Consider the following 19,158-nt stretch of genomic DNA (forward strand, 5'->3'; position numbering starts at 1 on the left):
GCAGGTGCCGCGCGGTCATGCCGGGCGACTGTGCTGCGCAACCGTTTCCGGTGACGCGCCTGGTCGTCCCGGCAGGCGCCTCTCTTCTTCGATTTGCGGTCGGCGACAATAAAGAAGCCCGCTCGCCGGGTGGCGAGCGGGCCTATGTCTTGGCGATGCCTCAGCTGCAGCCGGTGGTCGAGCCGCAGGTCTCGCACTTCAGGCAGGTGCCGTTCCGCACCATGGTGAAGTTCTGGCATTCGGGGCAGGCTTCGCCCTCATAACCCTTGGCGCGGGCGATGGCGCGCGCCTCGGCCTTGGAAGGGCCGGGCGCCGCCGGCGCGGGGGCGGCCCAGGGGAGGGCGGCGGTGTCGCCGGTCTCCACCTCTTCCTCCGCGTCGGGCGCCGCCTTCAGCGCCGTCGCGCCCTGGATGCCGCCGCGCAGCGCGGTGACGTTCGAGGCCGTGGGCGCGGTGATCGAGCTCGCCGGCACCACCATCAGCCCGACCGACTTGCCGCGCAGCAGGCCCTTGGAGACCATGCGCGAGGCCGGGGTGCCGCCGGGCGCCGCCTTGCCCTCGTCCACGCCCTTGCCGAGCGCGTCGAAATTCGACTCGCCGGCATCGACATGGCCGAGATCGTTGCGGCCGAGATAGGAGACCGCGAGCTCGCGGAAGATGTAGTCGAGGATCGAGGTCGCGTACTTGATGGTGTCGTTGCCCTGCACCGGGCCAGCGGGCTCGAAGCGGGTGAAGGTGAAGGCGTCGACATACTCCTCCAGCGGCACGCCGTACTGAAGGCCCAGCGACACCGAGATGGCGAAGTTGTTGATGAAGGAGCGCAGCGCCGCGCCTTCCTTGTGCATGTCGATGAAGATCTCGCCCAGGCGGCCGTCGTCATATTCGCCGGTGCGCAGATAGACCTTGTGGCCGCCCACCACCGCCTTCTGGGTGTAGCCCTTGCGGCGGTCGGGCATCTTCTCGCGATCGTGCACGGCGACGATGCGCTCAACCACCTTCTCGACGATCTTCTCGGTCACCTGCGCCGCGCGGGCGGCGGCGGGCTTCTCCAGCAGAGCCTCGATCGCGTCCTCCTCCTCGTCATCGTCGGCGAGGAGCTGCGAGTTGAGCGGCTGCGAGAGCTTGGAGCCGTCGCGGTAGAGCGCGTTGGCCTTCAGCGCCAGGCGCCAGGAGAGCAGATAGGCCTCCTTGCAGTCCTCGACCGTCGCCTCGTTCGGCATGTTGATGGTCTTGGAGATCGCGCCCGAGAGGAAGGGCTGCGCCGCCGCCATCATCAGGATGTGGCTGGTGACGGAGAGGTAGCGCTTGCCGATGCGCCCGCACGGATTGGCGCAGTCGAACACCGGGTAGTGCTCGGCCTTGAGGAACGGCGCGCCTTCGAGGGTCATGGCGCCGCAGACATGGATGTTCGCTGCCTCGATGTCCTTCTTCGAGAAGCCGAGGAAGGTGAGCAGGTCGAAGGAGGGATCGGCCAGCTTGTCGGCCGGCACGCCGAGCTTGGCGAGCGCCTCGTCGCCGAGCGTCCAGCGGTTGAACACGAACTTGATGTCGAAGGCCGCCTTCACGCTGGCGTCGATCTTCGCCAGCATGGCGTCGTCGAAGCCCTTGCTGCGCAGCGTCGAATGGTTGATCGCCGGGGCCTGGGTGATCGAGCCGTGGCCGACCGCATAGGCCTCGATCTCGGCGATCTCGCTTTCGCTGTAGCCGAGCGTGCGCAACGCCTCCGGCACGGCGCGGTTGATGATCTTGAAGTAGCCGCCGCCGGCCAGCTTCTTGAACTTCACCAGCGCGAAGTCGGGCTCGATGCCGGTGGTGTCGCAGTCCATGACGAGACCGATCGTGCCGGTGGGCGCGAGCAGCGTGGTCTGGGCGTTGCGGTAGCCGTGCTCCTCGCCGAGGCTCAGCGCGCGGTCCCACGCCGCCTTGGCGTGGGCGACCAGCGCCGGCTGCGGCACGCTGGCATGGTCGAGCGGCACCGGGTTGGTGTTCAGCCCCTCATAGCCGCCCTTCTCGCCATAGGCGGCATGGCGGTGATTGCGGATGACGCGCAGCATGTGCGCGGCGTTCGGCTGATAGCCGGGGAAGGGGCCGAGCTCCTTCGCCATCTCCGCCGAGGTGGCGTAGGCGACGCCGGTCATGATCGCGGTCAGCGCGCCGCAATAGGCGCGGCCCTCGTCGGAATCGTAGGGAATGCCCGAGGTCATCAGCAGGCCGCCGATATTGGCGTAGCCGAGGCCGAGCGTACGGTACTCGTAGGAGAGCTTGGCGATCGCCTTCGAGGGGAACTGCGCCATCAGGATCGAGATCTCGAGCACGACGGTCCACAGCCGGCAGGCATGTTCGTAGCTCCCGACGTCGAACGTGCCGTCCTCCTGGCGGAACTGCAGCAGGTTCAGCGAGGCGAGGTTGCACGCCGTGTCGTCGAGGAACATGTATTCCGAGCACGGGTTGGAGGCGCGGATCGGGCCGCCCGCCGGGCTCGTGTGCCAGTCGTTGATGGTGGTGTGGAACTGGATGCCGGGATCGGCGCAGGCCCAGGCCGCATAGCCGATCTTCTCCCACAGCTCGCGCGCCTTCAGCGTCTTGGTCACCTTGCCGGTGATGCGCGACGTCAGGTTCCACGCGCCGTCGGCCTCGACCGCAGTAAGGAAGGCGTCGTCGACCCGCACCGAATTGTTGGAGTTCTGGCCCGAGACGGTCAGATACGCCTCCGAATCCCAGTCGGTGTCGTAGATCGGGAATTCGATGTCGGTGTAGCCCTGGCGCGCGAACTGGATCACGCGGCGGATGTAGTTCTCCGGCACCTGCGCCTTCTTGGCGGCGCGGATCTCGCGCTTCAGCGCCGGGTTGAGCGCCGGATCGTAGCAGTCCTCGCCTTCGCCCTCGCAGTTCACGCAGGCCTTCATCACCGCCTTCATGTGCTTGGCGACGATTTTCGAGCCGGTGACGAGGGCGGCGACCTTCTGCTCCTCCTTCACCTTCCAGTCGACATAGGTCTCGATGTCGGGATGGTCGGCGTCGACCACCACCATCTTGGCGGCGCGGCGCGTGGTGCCGCCCGACTTGATGGCGCCGGCGGCGCGGTCGCCGATCTTGAGGAAGCTCATCAGGCCGGAGGACTTGCCGCCGCCCGAGAGCCGCTCGCCCTCGCCGCGCAGGGCGGAGAAGTTCGAGCCGGTGCCCGAGCCGTACTTGAACAGGCGCGCCTCGCGCACCCACAGGTCCATGATGCCGCCTTCGTTCACCAGGTCGTCGCCGACCGACTGGATGAAGCAGGCATGCGGCTGGGGATGCTCATAGGAGGACTTGGAGCGCGTCAGCTTGCCGGTGGCGTAGTCGACATAGAAGTGCCCCTGGCCGGGGCCGTCGATGCCGTAAGCCCAGTGCAGGCCGGTGTTGAACCACTGCGGCGAGTTGGGCGCGGCCATCTGCATGGCGAGCATGTAGCGGTGCTCGTCGAAGAAGGCCTGCGCGTCCTCCTCGGAATCGAAATAGCCGCCCTTCCAGCCCCAGTAGGTCCAGGTGCCCGCGAGACGGTCGAACACCTGGCGGGAATCGGTCTCGCCGATCAGGCGTTCCTTCTCGGGCAGGGCGCCGAGCGCCTTCTCGTCGGCCGTGCCGCGCCACAGGAAGGAGGGGACGGTCTCTTCCTCGACCTTCTTCAGATGCGCGGGCACGCCGGCCTTGCGGAAGTACTTCTGCGCCAGGATGTCGGTCGCGACCTGGGAGAAGTGCTCGGGCACATCGATGCCTTCCAGGCGGAACACCACCGATCCGTCGGGATTGCGGATTTCGCTCGTCGCCTTGCGGAACGCGATGTCCGCATAGGGTGAACGGCCAGCCTTGGTATAGCGGCGCTCGATGCGCATGATCTTCGTCCCCAATCTCGCTCGAGAAGCGGTCCCGTCCGGCCGCTCCTTGTTCGATAAGGCCTGGTTCTCCGTCCAAGCCACCCCTGCCTGCGAAGGAAACAACCGCTGTCGCGCCTATCGTTTCCGAATTATCGATCCCGCACGCAAAAGCGCCTCCGGCGCTTCTGCCGTGAGCGAGCTTTGACGCGGGTGATTTGCTCCCGGACGGACACAAACGCCAGTCGACCGAGAGCGGAACCAAACTGTGCGAGTCACCCAACGACGTCAAGATATGGTGGGGCGGTTAATAGTCCGTCTATATGTTGTATATGGGGGTGAGCCGCCGCCGCACCATCCCCTAAAGCCTTATCGAGCGCGGATTCGTGAACGGAGTCCAGCGTTGATGCCTGCCCTTCTCGTCGAAGGGCGAATAGCGAGAAAAGTGGGGAAATATTGCTGGCGGTAGATTTTACCATTTCCGGGTGACAGAGCCGTGTCGGTGCGTGCCGGCAGCGCCAGCCGGCCACCGGAATAGGTGAGGGAAAACGCTGCAGGCTTCCCATCTTTGCCGGAATGCATTCCTGCAAGGCGGCTCTGTCCCTTGGGCATCTGGACAGCGGCGTCCCGGCCCCTCAAATGACGGGCAGCATTCCTGCCCTTTCTCATTGCGGTTCCGCTTCATGAGCACCGACACGCCCGCCGGGCCCTCCGCCGGCGCCCTTACCTTTTTTCTGCTCGCGCTGGCGGCGGGGCTCGGTGCGGCCAATCTTTATTACGCGCAGCCGCTGATCGCCCTCATCGCCGACGACATCCAGCTCGACGAGACGCTGGCGAGCCTCGTCGTCACCATCGGCCAGGCGGGCTACATATTGGGCCTCCTGCTGGTGGTGCCGCTCGGCGACATCGTCGAGAACCGGCGGCTGATCGGTGCCGTGCTCATCTGCGCAGCGGCGGGGCTCGGCCTCGCCTTCAGCGCGCAGACGCCCTCGGTCTTCCTCCTCGCGGCGCTCCTGTTCGGCGTGGGTTCGGTGGTGGCGCAGATCGCGGTGCCCTTCGCCGCCCATCTCGCCCGCCCCGAGGAGCGCGGGCGCAAGGTGGGGAGCATCGTCAGCGGCCTGATGACCGGCATCCTGCTGGCGCGGCCCGCCTCCTCGATGGTGGCCCATTTCTTCGGCTGGCGCGCGGTGTTCGCGATCGCGGCGGTGATGATCCTCGCCCTCGCCGTGGGACTGAGGCTCGCCCTGCCGGTGCGCCGGCCGCAGGCGGCCGCCACCGGCGGGGGCGCCGCCTATGGCGCGCTGGTCGGCTCGCTCTGGTCGCTCTTCCGCTCGCAGCCGGTGCTGCGCCGGCGCGCGGCCTACCAGTCGGCCATGTTCGGCGTGTTCACCCTGTTCTGGACCGCGGTGCCGCTCGAGCTCGCGGGGCCGGTGTACGGCTTCGGCCAGGAGGGAATCGCCATCTTCGCCCTCGCGGGCGCGGCCAGCGTCGTCATCTCGCCGCTTGCCGGCTGGCTGGCCGATCGCGGCTATTCGCGCGCGGCGACCTGCGGGGCGCTGGTGTGCGCGATCCTCGGCTTCGGCGTCACCGAGATCGGCGTCGCTTCCGGCTCGGTGGTGGTGCTGGCGGTGGGCGCGATCCTGCTCGACTGCGCGGCGACGGCGAATCTGGTGTTCGGCCAGCGCGCCATCTTCATGCTGGCGCCGGAGATCCGCTCGCGCCTCAACGGGCTGTTCATCGCGCTGTTCTTCTTCGGCGGCGCGGTCGGCTCGGCGGTGGCGAGCCCGCTCTACCAGCAGGGCGGCTGGGGATATGTGACGGTGGCCGGAATCGGCGCGCTGGTGCTGGCGCTGCTCTATTTCTTCACCGAGCCGCGTTCGGCCGCGACATAGGTGCCTCCGGCGCCTTTCCTCGGCTGGACACGGGCCGGCCCGGGTGGCATGTTCCGGCCAAGCTTGAGCTGGCGCAGGACGACTTCCGTGACCTTTTCCGACTTCCTCACCGAAATGTTCACCTGGTGGAACGGGCAGACCATGGGCACCCGTTTCCATACCTGGCGCTACGGCGAGCTCGTCGGCGAGGATGAGTTCGGCAATCGCTACTACCGCGCCAAGGGCGGCAAGATCGACCCCACGCTCGGCTTCCAGCGCCGCTGGGTGATCTTCAACGGCCCGGCCGAGGCGACCGCCATTCCGCCCGGCTGGCACGCCTGGATGCACCAGCGCTCCGACGTGCCGCCGAGCGAGGAAAACTACGTGCCGCGCGAATGGCAGAAGCCGCATCGGCCGAACCCGACCGGCACGCCGGCCGCCTATCGTCCGCCGGGCTCCACGCTCGGCTTCGGCCATCGCCCGGCGGTGACGGGCGACTACAAGGCCTGGACGCCGGAGTGAGCCTTCCGCCGTCGGAAGGGAACCGGCCGGCAGCGGCGAACGTGCCAGGCGGCGCCCCGGCATCCGCCTCCTTCCGCCCGGACGCGCCCCGACATCGCCGCATTGCCCGGCATGCTGCGACGGGCAGCCCGATGCGCGCGCCGCGCGCCCTCTCGAGTGTGGCCGTTCCGATGCGTTCTTTCCTTTGCGCCGCCGTGGCGCTCCTGGTCCTTGGCGGCCCGCTGGCCGCGCAGCAGGGCTGGCAGGGCGGCGTCGAATCGCAGCCCCTGGCGCCCCCGCCGGGCCAGCCCGCACCTCAGGGCCAGCCGGCACCTCCCGACAGTGGACAGGTGCAGAACCCCGATTCTCCGCCCGGCGGACCGGGCGTTCCCTCGATCATGGAGCCGCCGGAAGGTGGGGAGGCCCCGCGCACGCCCGCACCCGAGCAGCCGGACGTGCCGGGCCAGGCGACCTACGGGCCGGGTGGCGACATCGAGGTCGTCCAGCCGCCCGAGGAGAAGATCGAGAACAAGACCGCGGTCTTCGCCGGCCTCGACAAGATCACCGGCCGCATCATCAGCTTCGACGTCGCCGTCAACGAGACGGTGCAGTTCGGTGCGCTGCGCATCACCCCGCGCGCCTGCTACACCCGGCCCTCGACCGAGAAGCAGAACACGACCGGCTTCGTGGAGATTCAGGAGATTGCGCTCGACGGCAAGATCAAGCCGCTGTTCGGCGGCTGGATGTTCGCCTCCAGCCCCGGCCTGCACGGCGTCGAGCACCCGATCTATGACGTCTGGCTCACCGACTGCAAGCAGACCGCGCCGGTGATCGCCTCGCCCGGGCCCCAGCAGTAGAAGTCCGCCTCGCCGTCCAGCGCCTGCGCGAGCAGGCGGTGGTAGTGGCGGCGCGACACCTCGATGGCGCCGAAGCGGCGCAGGTGATCGGTCACGAACTGGGTGTCGAGCAGGGTGAAGCCGCCCTTCTTCAGCCGCGCCACCAGATGCACCAGCGCGACCTTCGAGGCGTCGCGCGAGCGGTGGAACATGCTCTCGCCGAAGAAGGCCCGCCCGAGCCGCACGCCGTAGAGCCCGCCGACCAGCGCGCCGTCTTCCCATGCCTCGACCGAATGGCAGAAGCCGCGCGAATGGAGGTCGGTATAAAGCTTGCGGATGCGCCGGTTGATCCAGGTCGAGCCCCGGCCCTCGGCGGGGGCCGCGCAGCCGTCGATCACGGCCTCGAAATCATGGTCGATGCGGATCTCGAAGCGGTCCGAGCGCACGGTGCGGGCGAGGCGGTCGGTGATCGCGAACTCGCCGAGCGGGATCACGCCGCGCCGCTCCGGCTCGATCCAGTAGAGGCCGGGGTCGTCCGCGCTCTCGGCCATGGGGAAGATGCCGCAGGCATAGGCCTTCAGCAGGACTTCGGGCGTGATCTCGACCTGATGCTCGCGCGGGTGTGACATGGCGGGAGCATGACCGAGATGGGCGGCGCTGTGAAGGCAAATCGCGCGCCGCCGGGGCGGGCGGCAACCGCCCGCGATCACAGCTGTGGAACCGGATGCATCGCCCGGCAGGGAGCCGGCCGGGCGCGCCCTACCGCGCGCTGTCCGACGCCGCCCGGCGGCCGGTCAGCTCGCCGGCTCACCGTCGGCGAGGAACTGCTCCAGCCAGTGGATGTCGTAGGCACCGCGCCGGATGTCGTCATTGGCGACGAGCTCGCGGAACAGCGGCAGCGTGGTCTCGATGCCCTCGACCACGAATTCGTCGAGAGCGCGCTGCAGGCGACGCAGGCATTCCTCGCGCGTGCGTGCATGGACGATCAGCTTGCCTGCGAGGCTGTCGTAGAAGGGCGGGATCGAATAGCCCTGATACACCGCCGAATCGACGCGCACGCCCGGCCCGCCGGGCACGTGCCAGTAGTCGATCTTGCCCGGGGAGGGGCGGAAGGTGCGCGGGTGCTCGGCATTGATGCGGCACTCGATCGAGTGCCCCTCGAGCACCACGTCTTCCTGCGTGATGTCGAGCGGCAGGCCGGCGGCGACGCGGATCTGCTCGTTGATCAGGTCGATGCCGGTGATCGCCTCGGTCACCGGGTGCTCGACCTGGATCCGGGTGTTCATCTCGATGAAGTAGAACTCGCCGTTCTCGTACAGGAACTCGATCGTGCCGGCGCCGAGATATTTCAGGTCGCGCATGGCCTGCGCCACCGTCCCGCCGATGCGCGCGCGCTGCTCGGGGGTGATGATCGGGGAGGGGGCCTCCTCCCACACCTTCTGGTGCCGGCGCTGCAGCGAGCAGTCGCGCTCGCCCAGATGGACCGCATTGCCCTGGCCGTCGCCCAGCACCTGGATCTCGATATGGCGCGGCGTGCCGAGATATTTCTCGATATAGACCGCGTCGTCGCCGAACGCCGCGCGCGCTTCCGAGCGGGCGGTCGACAGCGCGGAGGAGAGCTCCTGCTCGGAGCGGGCGACCTTCATGCCGCGCCCGCCACCGCCGGCGGCAGCCTTGATCAACACCGGAAAGCCGATCTCACTCGCGACCTTGGCCGCTTCCTCGTCGCTCGAGACGCCGCCGTCCGAGCCCGGCACGCAGGGGATGCCGAGCTTCTTGGCGGTCTTCTTCGCCTCGATCTTGTCGCCCATGATGCGGATGTGTTCGGGCTTGGGCCCGATGAACTTCACGCCGTGGTCGATCAGGATCTCGGCGAAGCGCGCGTTCTCGGCGAGGAAGCCGTAGCCCGGATGCACCGCCTCGGCGCCGGTGATCTCACAGGCGGCGAGCAGCGCGGGGATGTTGAGGTAGCTGTCGCGCGCGGCGGGCGGGCCGATGCACACGCTCTCGTCGGCGAGCTTCACATGCATCGCGTCGGCGTCGGCCGTGGAATGCACGGCGACGGTGGCGATGCCGAGCTCCTTGCAGGCCCGCAGGACCCGCAGCGCGATCTCGCCGCGATTGGCAATGAGGATCTTCCCGAACATCAGGCGTGTCTCACTCGATGATCAGGAGCGGCTCGCCATATTCGACCGGCTGCGCATTGTCCACGAGGATACGGGTGACCGTGCCCGCCCGCGGGGAGGGGATGGCGTTCATCGTCTTCATCGCCTCGACGATCAGCAGGGTCTGGCCCTCCTTGACCACGGAACCGACGCCGATGAAGGGCTTGGCGCCGGGCTCGGGGCCGAGATAGGCGGTGCCGACCATCGGCGAGGGCACCATGCCGGGGTGCTTGGCAAGGTCGTCGCCCCCGGCGGCGGCCGGCGCGGCGGCCACGGGCAGGGCGGCCGGCATCGGCGCGGGCGCGGGCATGGCGACCGGCGCGGGCGCGTAGACCGGCGCGGCGCGCGCGACGCGGATCCGCAGGTCCTCGTGCTGCACCTCGATCTCGGTGAGGTCGCTCTCGGAGAGAAGGTTGGCGATCTCGCGCACCAGCGCGGGGTCGATGTTCGGCTTGTTGGTTTTCATCATCATCCCGTGACGGGGGGCTGCCCGCCTCCCTCAGCTGACACGGCGCGCGGCAAGCGCGTCGATGGCGAGCCGGTAGCCATCGATCCCGAGCCCGCAGATCACCCCGAGGGCGACCGGCGAGACATAGGAGTGATGGCGGAAGGCTTCGCGCGCGAAGACGTTGGACAGGTGCACTTCGACGACATTGAGGCCGACCGCCTTGATGGCGTCGGCAACGGCGACCGAGGTGTGCGTGTAGGCGGCGGCATTGAGCGCGACGCCGAGCGAGCCGCGGGCCTCCTGCAGGAAGCCGACCAGCTCGCCTTCGTGATTGGTCTGGCGGAACACGAGCTCCAGCCCGTGTCGCTCGCAGGCCGCGCGGCAGGCGTTCTCGACGTCCCCGAGGGTCGCGCGGCCGTACACCTCCGGCTCGCGCGTGCCGAGCAGGTTCAGGTTCGGGCCGTTGAGAACATGTACCGTGTCGGGCATCGCCCCTCGAAAGATCAGCCGCTGCCCGATTTTTGCCGGGGCCGCGGGTTTATAGGCAATGCCCGGCCCGCCGCCAAGCCCCGAGCCGGCCGGAGCGGGGGTTAATCCCCGGACGCAAGGTCGCGGGGCGCCCCCGCGGCCGGTTCAGCACTGGGTCTTGCCGCAGGAACGCACCGAGTCGATGGCGCTCTTGAGCTGGTCGTGGCCGACCGCGCCGACGATCACCGAGTCGCCCGCGACATAGCTCGGCGTGCCGTCGATGCCGAGCGCGTCGGCGATCTTCATGCTCTCTTGCAGCGTGGCGTTCACTTCCGGGTCGGCCATCGCCTTGGCGAGGGCGGTCATGTCGACGCCGGCCTCCTTGGCCGCGGCCAGCGCCTTGTCCTTGTTGGCCTGCCCGCGCCCGCCCAGCAGCTTCTGGTGGAAGGCGAAGTACTTGTCGGGCGCGACCATGCGCACGCCCACCGCCACCTGCGCGGCCTCGACCGAGCCGGGGCCGAGCACCGGGAATTCCTTCAGGATGACCTTCAGCTTGGGGTCTTCCTGGGTCAGCTTGACGAGGTCGGCGAGCGCGTGGCGGCAATAGCCGCAATTGTAGTCGAAGAACTCGACCAGCGTGACGTCGCCATTGGGGTTGCCGACCACGGCGCCGCGCGGCGATTCGAAGATCAGCGGCTTCAACGAGGCGAGTGCCTGGTCGCGCTGGTTCGCCTCGGCCGCGGCCTGGCGCTTCTGCAGCTCGACGATGGCCTCCTGGATCACCTCCGGGTTCTTCAGGAGGTAGTCGTGGATCACCGCCTCGAACTCCTTGCGCTGGCTGTCGTCGAGCGCGGAGGCCGGCGCGAGGCCGATGCCGAGGAGGAGGCAGGCGGCGATCGCACTGCACCCGGCACGGCGGAAAAAGGTGAGCGGCGGCATGTTCATCTCCGGAAAGGACGTTGTTCGGTCGGTCGTCGGTCAGGGACGGCGCTGCGCGCGCGAACTCGGCGGCGGCGTGAACTTCACGATATCATCCGCCTTGAGCCAGCCGGGCGAGCCGAGTGGAAATTTCGTGCGGGCGCGGGAGGCGAGCTCCTTGGCAAGCGCATAATCGCCGCCGACGAAGGCGGACTGGGCCGAGGCGAGGTCGGCATTTGGAATGTCGCCCTTGTCGCCATAGGCCATGGCGAGATAGCGCCAGCCGGCGGGGGAATCGGGCTCGCGCTGCAGGCTGAAGGTCAGCTCGCGCACCGCCTCGTCCATCACCGCCTTGTTGTCGGTGGCGACCAGCGCCTGGCCGAGCAGCATGCGGATCAGCGGATTGCCGCCCGACAGCTTCACCGCCTGGCGCAGCGGCGGCACCGCCTCGCGCGCCCGGCCGGCTTCCAGCAGCGCCTGGCCCTTCAGCTCGTAGAAATAGGGATTGGACGGCTGGGTGGCGATCAGCGCGTCGATCTGGCTGATCGCGCCGGGAATGCTGCCATAGCGATAGGCCGAGATCGCCCGCGCGTAGCGCGCCGGCAGCGACGTGTCGGAGGGCGAATAGGTGCGGTTCACCGCGTCCGGCGTTTCCGTGTAGCCGACCAGCTTGGCGCGCATCATGTCGTGCCGCGCCTGCAGGGCCGGCGAGTCCTTGGCGTTGAAGTACGGGCTCTTGTGCGCGAGGTTGGAGAGCAGCGCGATGCGGTCCGCCGCCATGGGATGGCTCAGCACGTAGGGATCGACGCGCTGGCTGATGAACATCTGCTCGTTCTCGAACCGCTCGAAGGTCGTCAGCATGCCGGCGGCGGACTGCTTGGTGGCGTTCAGGAAGCTGATGGCGGAGCGGTCGGCCGCCATTTCCTGCTCGCGCCGGTAGGAGAGGATGGTCCGGCGCATCATGTCCTGCGGCATCATCATCGCGCCGGCCGCGGCGCCGCCCATATTGCTGCCGCTCGCCGCGCCGGCGGCGACCCCGCCCGCGGCCAGCAGCATGCCGACGATGGCGGCGGTCTGCGCGGATTCGAGCATCTCGCGCTGGCGCGCCAGATGCCCGCCGGCGATGTGGCCGGTCTCGTGCGCCAGCACGCCGATCACCTCGTTCGGCGTCTTCGCCTGCTTGAGCGCGCCGGTATTGATGAAGATGCGCTTGCCGTCGGCGACGAAGGCGTTGAACGAATCGTCGCCGATTAGCACCACCTTGATGTTCTGCTGGGTCAGGCCCGCGGCCTTGAAGATCGGCCGCGTATAGTCGCGCAGCAGCGTCTCGATCTCGGCATCGCGGATGATGTTCGGTCCGCGCGACTGCGCCCGGGCAGGGCCGGCGGCGAGCATGCCGGTGGCGAGCACGGCGAGGCCATAGGCCGTGCGGCCCGCGACGCGCGCGAGAAGGCGCGCCGGGCGCGGGCGGGTCGGGCGGATTTCGGGGCCCCTTGGCCGAAGCGAGGGGTTGTCAAGCTGGTTGAGACGCATCATCCATCGGGCGGAACTGAATGTGCGGGGACCTGACGCTGTCATCGACGCAGGGTCAAGTCTTGTGCACATCATCTTCGTTTGAAGTATGCCGAGAGCAGCCGCAGATTGCGGCACGGTTACGGCATAGCCGGCAGGGCCGATCGCATGAACCCTCTTTCCGCGTCCCGCGAGGCGGCCGCCGCCACGCTCCTGCTCCAGGCGTCGCGCCGCAGCGAGATCGCCCCCTTCATCGTGATGGACGTGATGGAGCGCGCCGCCCGCATCGAGGCGCAGGGCGGGCAGGTGATCCACATGGAGGTCGGCCAGCCCGCCGCCCCGGCGCCGGCAAGCGCGCGCGAGGCCGCCCGGCGCGCGCTCGACCATGGACGGATAGGCTACACCACCGCGCTCGGCCTGCCGAGCCTGCGCGCGCGGATCGCGTGCCACTATGGCGAGACCTACGACGTCGACCTCGACCCGGCGCGGGTGGTGGTGACGACCGGCTCCTCGGCCGGTTTCCTGCTCGCCTTCCTCGCCATGTTCGAGCCCGGCGACCGGGTGGCGATCGCCAATCCCGGCTATCCGCCCTACCGGCACATCCTCACCGCGCTCGGTTGCGAGCCGGTGCTGATCGAGACCGACGCCGCCTCGCGCTGGGTCATCACGCCGGAGGCGCTGGCCGAGGCGCACCGGCAGGCGCCGCTGAGCGGCGTGCTGGTGGCGAGCCCGGCCAATCCGACCGGCACCATGATGCGCCCCGAGGCGCTGGCCGAGCTTCTGGCCACCGCCGAGGGGCTCGGCATCCGCTTCATCTCCGACGAGATCTATCACGGCCTCGACTACGCCTTCCCGGCGACGACCGCGGCGGCGCTGAGCCCCAACGCCACCATCATCCATTCCTTCTCGAAATATTTCTGCATGACCGGCTGGCGGGTCGGCTGGATGGTGATGCCCGCGCCGCTGGTGCGCGCCGTCGAGCGGCTGCAGCAGAACCTGATGATCTCCGTCCCCACACTTTCGCAGGTCGCCGCCGAGGCGGCCTTCGACGGGGCGGCCGAGATGGAGGCGGTCAAGCACGGCTATGAGGAGAACCGGCTGATCCTCACCCGCGGCCTGCCGGGCGCGGGGCTGCCCGAGTTCCTGCCCGTGGACGGGGCGTTCTATCTCTATGCCGACATTTCCCGCTTCACCGACGATTCCGCTGCCTTCGCGCGGCGGCTGCTCGACGAGGCGCATGTGGCGGCGACGCCGGGTGTCGATTTCGACCCGCATCGCGGCCACCACTTTCTGCGCCTGTCCTATGCCGGGAGCCGGGAGGAGATGCGCGAGGCGGTGGAGCGGATCGGCGCGTTTCTCGCGCGGGGCTGAGCCCGGCGCTGGGCTGAACGAGGGCGGGGCCGATGCGCGCCCGGCCACCCATGGCGCTCTGAAATGAAAAGGCCCCGCGGGCGTGCGCTCGCGTGGCCTTTCGATCTTCGGGCCGGCCGGCCTTATTCGCCGAACAGCTTGCGCTGCCACCAGCCGGTGCGGCGCGGACGATCTTCCTCGACGGGCGCGTTCTCGGCCGGCGCGGGCTCGGCCTCGGCCGCCGTCTCTACGGACGGGGCCTCCGGCGCCGCTTCCGCAGCCGGCTCGGCCGTCACGGTCTCGGCCGGCGCCGTCTCGGCGGGCGCCTCGGCAGCAGCGGTGTCCGCGACCGGCGCACGCTCGCGCACAGTGGAGCGGCGACGGCGCGGCTTGGGCTTGGCTTCCGGCTCGGGTGCCGGTTCCGCAGGCTCGGCAGCAGCGGGCTCGGCAGCGGCTTCCGCCGGCGCCTCGGCGGCCGCGGCGCTTTCGCCCCCGGCCTGCTCGCCCTCGACCTTCTCGCCCTCAGCCATCTCTTCCTCTGCCTTCTCGGCGCGGGTGCGGCGGCCGCCGCGACGGCCGCGGCGCGGGCGGGCCTTCTCGGCCGCCGGCTCCTCGGTCGCTTCCGCGGCATCGGCCGCGCCGGCCTCGGCGAGTTCGACCGCCTGCTCGGCGGCTTCGCCCACGACCGGAGCCTCGGCGACCGGCGCGTCCTCGGCCGGAGCCTCGTGCACCGAATCGGCAGGAGCGGAGTCGGCCGCGGCGGCCGGCGTCTCGTCGGAGTCCTCGCCGTCGTCCTCGAACTCGATTCCGGCGGCATCGAGGTCCGACCCGCCATTATCGTCGCGTCCCTGGCTCTCGCCGTTCTGGCCGCCACGACGGCGCCGGCGCCGGCGGCGACGCCGGCGGCCACCGCCATCGGCGTTCTCGCCACTGGCCGCGCGCTGGGCCGGAGCCTCGGTGACCTCTTCGGTCTCCTCGATCTCCTCTTCCTCGATCTCCACCTCGTCCTCGGGCTCGACGACGAGCTCGGGCGCACGCGGGATCGGGATCGGGTTCAGCACCGCCTCGCCCTTGTCGATGGCGAAGGGGGTGAGGCCGGTCAGCGTGGCGTCGGCGCTGATGGTGATGATGACGCCGAACCGCGCTTCCAGCTCATGCAGATGGGCGCGCTTGTGGTTCAGCACATAAAGCGCGTTCTCGGTGCGGGTGCGCACGATGAGGTTGTGCGTGTTCGAGCGCTGCAGCAGGTCCTCGCAGGCACGCAGAAGCTGGAGCGCGACCGAGGCCGAAGAGCGCACATGCCCGGTGCCGCCGCAATGCGGGCAGACCTCGGTGGAGCTTTCCAGCACGCCGGTGCGGATGCGCTGGCGGCTCATCTCCATCAGGCCGAAATGCGAGATGCGGCCGAGCTGGATGCGCGCGCGGTCGTTCTTCAGGCATTCCTTCAGCTTGCGCTCGACCGCCCGGTTGTTGCGCTTCTCGTCCATGTCGATGAAGTCGATCACGACGAGGCCGGCAAGGTCGCGCAGGCGCAGCTGGCGGGCGACTTCTTCCGCCGCTTCGAGGTTGGTCTTGAGCGCCGTGTCCTCGATGTTGTGCTCGCGCGTGGAGCGACCCGAGTTCACGTCGATCGAGACCAGCGCCTCGGTCGGGTTGATGACGAGATAGCCGCCGGATCTGAGCTGGACCTGCGGCAGGAACATCGCGTCGAGCTGGCTCTCCACCCCGAAGCGGGTGAAGATCGGCTGCAATTCCTTGTAGGGCTTCACGTTCTTGGCATGGCTCGGCATGAGCATGCGCATGAAGTCCTTGGCCTCGCGATAGCCGTCGTCGCCCGAGACGAGGACCTCGTCGATGTCCTTGTTGTAGAGGTCGCGGATCGAGCGCTTGATCAGCGAGCCTTCCTCATAGACCAGCGACGGCGCGGTCGAGGACAGGGTCAGCTCGCGCACATTCTCCCACAGCCGGAGCAGGTACTCGAAGTCGCGCTTGATCTCGGTCTTGGTGCGGTTGGCGCCGGCCGTGCGCAGGATGACGCCCATCCCCTCCGGCACGTCGAGGTCGGAGGCGACCTCCTTCAGCCGCTTGCGGTCGTCGGCGGAGGTGATCTTGCGCGAAATGCCGCCGCCGCGCGCGGTGTTCGGCATCAGCACCGAATAGCGGCCGGCGAGCGACAGATAGGTGGTGAGCGCGGCGCCCTTGTTGCCGCGTTCCTCCTTCACGACCTGCACCAGCATGATCTGCCGGCGCTTGATCACTTCCTGGATCTTGTAGGTGCGGGCGCGGGTGCGCGGCGCCTGGCGCTCGGGCACCTCTTCCATGGCGTCGTCGGAGCCGACCTGCTCGACCACGTCCTCCTCGGCGGTGATCTCCTCGACCTCGCCGCCCGGCTCGTCGTCGCTGGGCGCGGCGCGGCGGCGCGAGCGCCTCGGCTTCTCGGCGACCTCGTCGTCGCCGGCGGACGCGCCGGCCTCGCCGGAGGCGGGGTCCTCGGAGACGGTATCCTCGGCGCTGGACTTCTTCGCCGCGCTGCGGCGGCGCGAGCGCTTCGGCTTCTCCTCGGCCTCGTCCTCGGCCTCCTTGCGCTGCTGGCGCTCTTCCTCGTCGAGCAGCGCCTGCCGGTCGGCGACCGGGATCTGGTAGTAGTCGGGATGGATCTCGCTGAAGGCGAGGAAGCCGTGCCGGTTGCCGCCATATTCGACGAAGGCGGCCTGCAGCGACGGCTCGACCCGGGTTACCTTGGCGAGATAGATATTGCCGCGCAGCGGCTTGCGGTCGGCGGCCTCGAAGTCGAATTCCTCGACTCGATTGCCGCGCACCACGACCACCCGGGTCTCCTCCGGATGGGTGGCGTCGATAAGCATCTTGTTGGCCATTGAACTCTCATATCCGGCAACGGCGGCGTCGACGTCGCATGGGACGTCCGACGGCATGAACCGTGCCTGCAAGCGGTGACCGATAACGGGTCCGAAAACCGGCGAGCGGGGCGCAGCACGGCGAACGTGCAGCGCGGACGGGAGGTCGGCGACGCGGCGCGGCGGCGGTTGTGGGCGCGACGAAGCAAGCTGCTCCGCGCCTCTCCCGCACTTGCCGACTGTCGCGTCATCGCTGAGTGCCGTCCATTTCTCGACCGAACAGGGTGAGCCGCGACCGCGCACGGCCCGACTCGCGACATATGGTGACGAAATGCGCGGGCGCGTCCGGCGCCGGACGTGAAACCCTGCCGCGTCCGGAAGCCCGGTGGCGACATCGGCGGTGCGCTGTCCCTTGGCGTCGCGGGCCTCGGCCCGCGCTCACGGCAGTCACGCGCCCACAAGGGACCCAATCGTGACCGGATGCAGGCTTCCATCGCTGGTGCGCCCGTCGCCGCCGGACCGCGAATGCCGGATGTCAGTCGAGCGACCCGGAAATGCGAACCATATGCATGCCCTTAATAGCGGCATGCGTGCCGATTTGGCAAGGATTGCCGTCAGTCGGTCGCCTGCGACCCTTCGCCGGTTCGTCATCATGTTGCCACCGTCCGGCCGTTGCCATGGCGCCACGCCGTGCCGGACACGCGCCGCGCAACCGCAACGTTCGGTTAACCGAGCCTTTATATTTCGTTAGAGAATAGCGACAGGAACGACGCGGCCGATGCGTGGCCGAAAAGCGCGCGGCGACGCGCGTGCAATTTTTGGAGGCCGGATCCCGGCATGAAGTGGCGCAAGGCGATCTTGGCGGTCATGCTCGCGGCGGTTGCGGCCCTCGCGCCCGCCGGCATGCCTGCTCACGCCGGAGCGGCCTCGAAGCCGGGTGCGAAGGCGTCGGCCCCGATTGCCGCCAGCCAGACCACTACGGCCGAGGCCGCCGGCGCGGCGGACGCGCCCGCTTCGGACAAGGCTGCCCCGGAGGCGTCTGCCCCCGCAACCACCGGCGCGGTCGATCCGACCACCACCGGCACGGTCACGGGCGCGGTCCCGAAGGCGGTGGTGGACAGCGCGCCGGCGATCGCCACCGACGCGCGGCTCGCGGGCGACGGCGAGCGCACCCGCCTGGTGGTCGACCTGTCGCGCGCGGTGCCGCTCGGCGCCTTCACCCTCGCCGATCCTTACCGCGTGGTGGTCGACGTGCCCGACGTCGTCTTCACCCTGCCGGCCAGCGCCGGGCAGGAGGGCAGGGGGCTCGTCACCGCCTACCGCTTCGGCCTGTTCGCGCCCGGCAAGGCGCGCATCGTCATGGACGTGTCGGCGCCGGTGAAGATCGACAAGGCGTTCGTGCTGGAGCCGATGGACGGCCAGCCGGCGCGCCTCGTCGTCGATCTGGTCAAGACCGACCGCAAGAGCTTCCTCAAGATGGTCGCGGCGCCGGTGCGGCGCATGCAGGAGCCGCCCATGCCCGCGCCCGCGGTGGCGGCGGCCGGCGACACCCGCCCGGTCATCGTCATCGATCCGGGCCATGGCGGCATCGACCCCGGCACGGTGAGCGTCTCGTCGGGCGTCGCCGAGAAGGAGCTCGTGCTCGCCGTCGGCCTCGAGCTGCGCGACAAGCTCAACGCCACCGGCCGCTACCGGGTGCTGATGACCCGCGAGGACGACACCTATGTGCCGCTCGGCCAGCGCGTGCGGGTGGCCCGCGAGAGCAGCGCGCGGCTGTTCATCTCGCTGCACGCCGATTCGCTGCCCGGCCATTCGGGCGATGCGCGCGGCGGCACTATCTACACGCTGTCCGATCGCGCCTCGGACGCGGAAGCCCAGCGCCTCGCCGATTCGGAGAACAAGGCCGACATGATCTCCGGCGTCGACCTCTCCGAGGAGCCGAACGACGTCGCCGGCATCCTGTTCGATCTCGCCCAGCGCGAGACCCGCAACTTCTCCGCCCAGTTCGCCCGCACGCTCGCGGGCTACATCGAGGACACCGCCCGCCTGCACAAGTCGCCGCTCAAATCGGCGGGATTCAAGGTGCTCAAGGCGCCCGACGTTCCCTCCGTGCTGTTCGAGCTCGGCTATCTTTCGAGCGCCAAGGACCTCGAACTCATGACATCCAAGGATTGGCAGTCTAAGGTTACGGACGCCATGGTGGTGGCGATCAATGCCTATTTCGCGACCCAGAAGCCGGCTCAGGTGCTTCCGGTCGCCATGCCTGCCAGCCTTGATGCGACGGTTGGTGATTCCGGGGGTGGAAGCCGGCCGGAAGCCGCGATAAGGCCATAGTTGCCCCGCACAGGGGTGCCCCTGGGGCGACATCGGATACGGACCTCTTTTCG

The 19,158-nt window shown here is 69.0% G+C and carries 13 protein-coding genes; 5 read left to right on the forward strand and 8 right to left on the reverse strand.

All coding sequences use genetic code 11. From position 1 onward, the window contains the following. Positions 1-160 precede the first annotated feature (160 nt). Entirely contained in the window at positions 161-3,868 is a 3,708-nt protein-coding gene (locus NVS83_RS05180; RefSeq protein WP_258738348.1) for a vitamin B12-dependent ribonucleotide reductase, read from the reverse strand. A gap of 662 nt (positions 3,869-4,530) precedes the next feature. Between NVS83_RS05180 and NVS83_RS05185 the strand changes: the two genes are divergently transcribed. The 3 genes from NVS83_RS05185 (at position 4,531) to NVS83_RS23520 (ending at position 7,076) form a co-directional block, all read left to right on the forward strand. Beyond that, entirely contained in the window at positions 4,531-5,739 is a 1,209-nt protein-coding gene (locus tag NVS83_RS05185) for an MFS transporter (protein WP_258738349.1), read from the forward strand. Positions 5,740-5,787: 48 nt separating this feature from the next. After that, the gene (locus NVS83_RS05190; RefSeq protein ID WP_258738350.1) at positions 5,788-6,240 is read left to right on the forward strand and encodes an NADH:ubiquinone oxidoreductase subunit NDUFA12; all 453 of its coding nucleotides are present in this window, start codon (positions 5,788-5,790) and stop codon (positions 6,238-6,240) included. Positions 6,241-6,410: 170 nt separating this feature from the next. Continuing rightward, complete coding sequence (locus NVS83_RS23520) at positions 6,411-7,076, forward strand: DUF2155 domain-containing protein (RefSeq protein WP_374115013.1); 666 nt, start codon at positions 6,411-6,413, stop codon at positions 7,074-7,076. On the opposite strand, the gene aat is transcribed toward NVS83_RS23520, so the two are convergent. The 6 genes from aat to NVS83_RS05225 all read right to left on the reverse strand — a co-directional run bounded on the left by aat (position 7,007) and on the right by NVS83_RS05225 (position 12,590). Beyond that, positions 7,007-7,684 (reverse strand): leucyl/phenylalanyl-tRNA--protein transferase, encoded by a 678-nt coding sequence (gene aat, locus NVS83_RS05200; RefSeq protein WP_258730534.1) that lies wholly within the window; start codon positions 7,682-7,684, stop codon positions 7,007-7,009. The two genes, NVS83_RS23520 and aat, sit on opposite strands and share 70 nt — an antisense overlap. A 165-nt stretch (positions 7,685-7,849) precedes the next feature. Continuing rightward, the gene (gene accC, locus NVS83_RS05205; protein WP_258738351.1) at positions 7,850-9,202 is read right to left on the reverse strand and encodes an acetyl-CoA carboxylase biotin carboxylase subunit; all 1,353 of its coding nucleotides are present in this window, start codon (positions 9,200-9,202) and stop codon (positions 7,850-7,852) included. A gap of 10 nt (positions 9,203-9,212) precedes the next feature. Beyond that, positions 9,213-9,689 (reverse strand): acetyl-CoA carboxylase biotin carboxyl carrier protein, encoded by a 477-nt coding sequence (gene accB, locus NVS83_RS05210; RefSeq protein ID WP_258738488.1) that lies wholly within the window; start codon positions 9,687-9,689, stop codon positions 9,213-9,215. Positions 9,690-9,719: 30 nt separating this feature from the next. Next, positions 9,720-10,157 carry a type II 3-dehydroquinate dehydratase gene (gene aroQ, locus NVS83_RS05215; RefSeq protein ID WP_258738352.1) on the reverse strand — a complete coding sequence of 146 codons (438 nt, stop codon included), beginning with the start codon at positions 10,155-10,157 and terminating at the stop codon, positions 9,720-9,722. A gap of 144 nt (positions 10,158-10,301) precedes the next feature. After that, entirely contained in the window at positions 10,302-11,075 is a 774-nt protein-coding gene (locus tag NVS83_RS05220; protein WP_258738353.1) for a DsbA family protein, read from the reverse strand. 39 nt (positions 11,076-11,114) lie between these two features. Next, complete coding sequence (locus tag NVS83_RS05225) at positions 11,115-12,590, reverse strand: M48 family metalloprotease (protein ID WP_258738354.1); 1,476 nt, start codon at positions 12,588-12,590, stop codon at positions 11,115-11,117. A 144-nt stretch (positions 12,591-12,734) separates the two neighbouring features. On the opposite strand from NVS83_RS05225, the gene NVS83_RS05230 reads away from it, so the two are divergent. Beyond that, positions 12,735-13,937, forward strand: coding sequence for a pyridoxal phosphate-dependent aminotransferase (locus tag NVS83_RS05230; protein WP_258738355.1), 1,203 nt, complete (start codon positions 12,735-12,737; stop codon positions 13,935-13,937). Positions 13,938-14,059: 122 nt separating this feature from the next. Here the strand turns inward: NVS83_RS05230 and NVS83_RS05235 are convergent, their stop codons facing one another. After that, positions 14,060-16,792: an Rne/Rng family ribonuclease gene (locus tag NVS83_RS05235; RefSeq protein WP_258738356.1), complete on the reverse strand. Its 2,733-nt coding sequence runs from the start codon at positions 16,790-16,792 to the stop codon at positions 14,060-14,062. An 816-nt stretch (positions 16,793-17,608) separates the two neighbouring features. Here NVS83_RS05235 and NVS83_RS05240 point away from each other — a divergent pair. Next, the gene (locus NVS83_RS05240; protein ID WP_258738357.1) at positions 17,609-19,105 is read left to right on the forward strand and encodes an N-acetylmuramoyl-L-alanine amidase; all 1,497 of its coding nucleotides are present in this window, start codon (positions 17,609-17,611) and stop codon (positions 19,103-19,105) included. Positions 19,106-19,158: the final 53 nt, after the last annotated feature.

It is taken from the genome of Ancylobacter mangrovi, from assembly GCF_024752335.1.
GTDB classification, from domain to species: domain Bacteria; phylum Pseudomonadota; class Alphaproteobacteria; order Rhizobiales; family Xanthobacteraceae; genus Ancylobacter; species Ancylobacter mangrovi.

Excerpts from the sequence above, each read along its gene's own strand:
- NVS83_RS05180 (WP_258738348.1), bottom strand. The coding sequence starts at position 3,868 with ATGCGCATCGAGCGCCGCTATACCAAGGCTGGCCGTTCACCCTATGCG.
- NVS83_RS05185 (WP_258738349.1), top strand. The coding sequence starts at position 4,531 with ATGAGCACCGACACGCCCGCCGGGCCCTCCGCCGGCGCCCTTACCTTT.
- NVS83_RS05190 (WP_258738350.1), top strand. The coding sequence starts at position 5,788 with ATGTTCCGGCCAAGCTTGAGCTGGCGCAGGACGACTTCCGTGACCTTT.
- NVS83_RS23520 (WP_374115013.1), top strand. The coding sequence starts at position 6,411 with ATGCGTTCTTTCCTTTGCGCCGCCGTGGCGCTCCTGGTCCTTGGCGGC.
- aat (WP_258730534.1), bottom strand. The coding sequence starts at position 7,684 with ATGTCACACCCGCGCGAGCATCAGGTCGAGATCACGCCCGAAGTCCTG.
- accC (WP_258738351.1), bottom strand. The coding sequence starts at position 9,202 with ATGTTCGGGAAGATCCTCATTGCCAATCGCGGCGAGATCGCGCTGCGG.
- accB (WP_258738488.1), bottom strand. The coding sequence starts at position 9,689 with ATGATGAAAACCAACAAGCCGAACATCGACCCCGCGCTGGTGCGCGAG.
- aroQ (WP_258738352.1), bottom strand. The coding sequence starts at position 10,157 with ATGCCCGACACGGTACATGTTCTCAACGGCCCGAACCTGAACCTGCTC.
- NVS83_RS05220 (WP_258738353.1), bottom strand. The coding sequence starts at position 11,075 with ATGCCGCCGCTCACCTTTTTCCGCCGTGCCGGGTGCAGTGCGATCGCC.
- NVS83_RS05225 (WP_258738354.1), bottom strand. The coding sequence starts at position 12,590 with ATGATGCGTCTCAACCAGCTTGACAACCCCTCGCTTCGGCCAAGGGGC.
- NVS83_RS05230 (WP_258738355.1), top strand. The coding sequence starts at position 12,735 with ATGAACCCTCTTTCCGCGTCCCGCGAGGCGGCCGCCGCCACGCTCCTG.
- NVS83_RS05235 (WP_258738356.1), bottom strand. The coding sequence starts at position 16,792 with ATGGCCAACAAGATGCTTATCGACGCCACCCATCCGGAGGAGACCCGG.
- NVS83_RS05240 (WP_258738357.1), top strand. The coding sequence starts at position 17,609 with ATGAAGTGGCGCAAGGCGATCTTGGCGGTCATGCTCGCGGCGGTTGCG.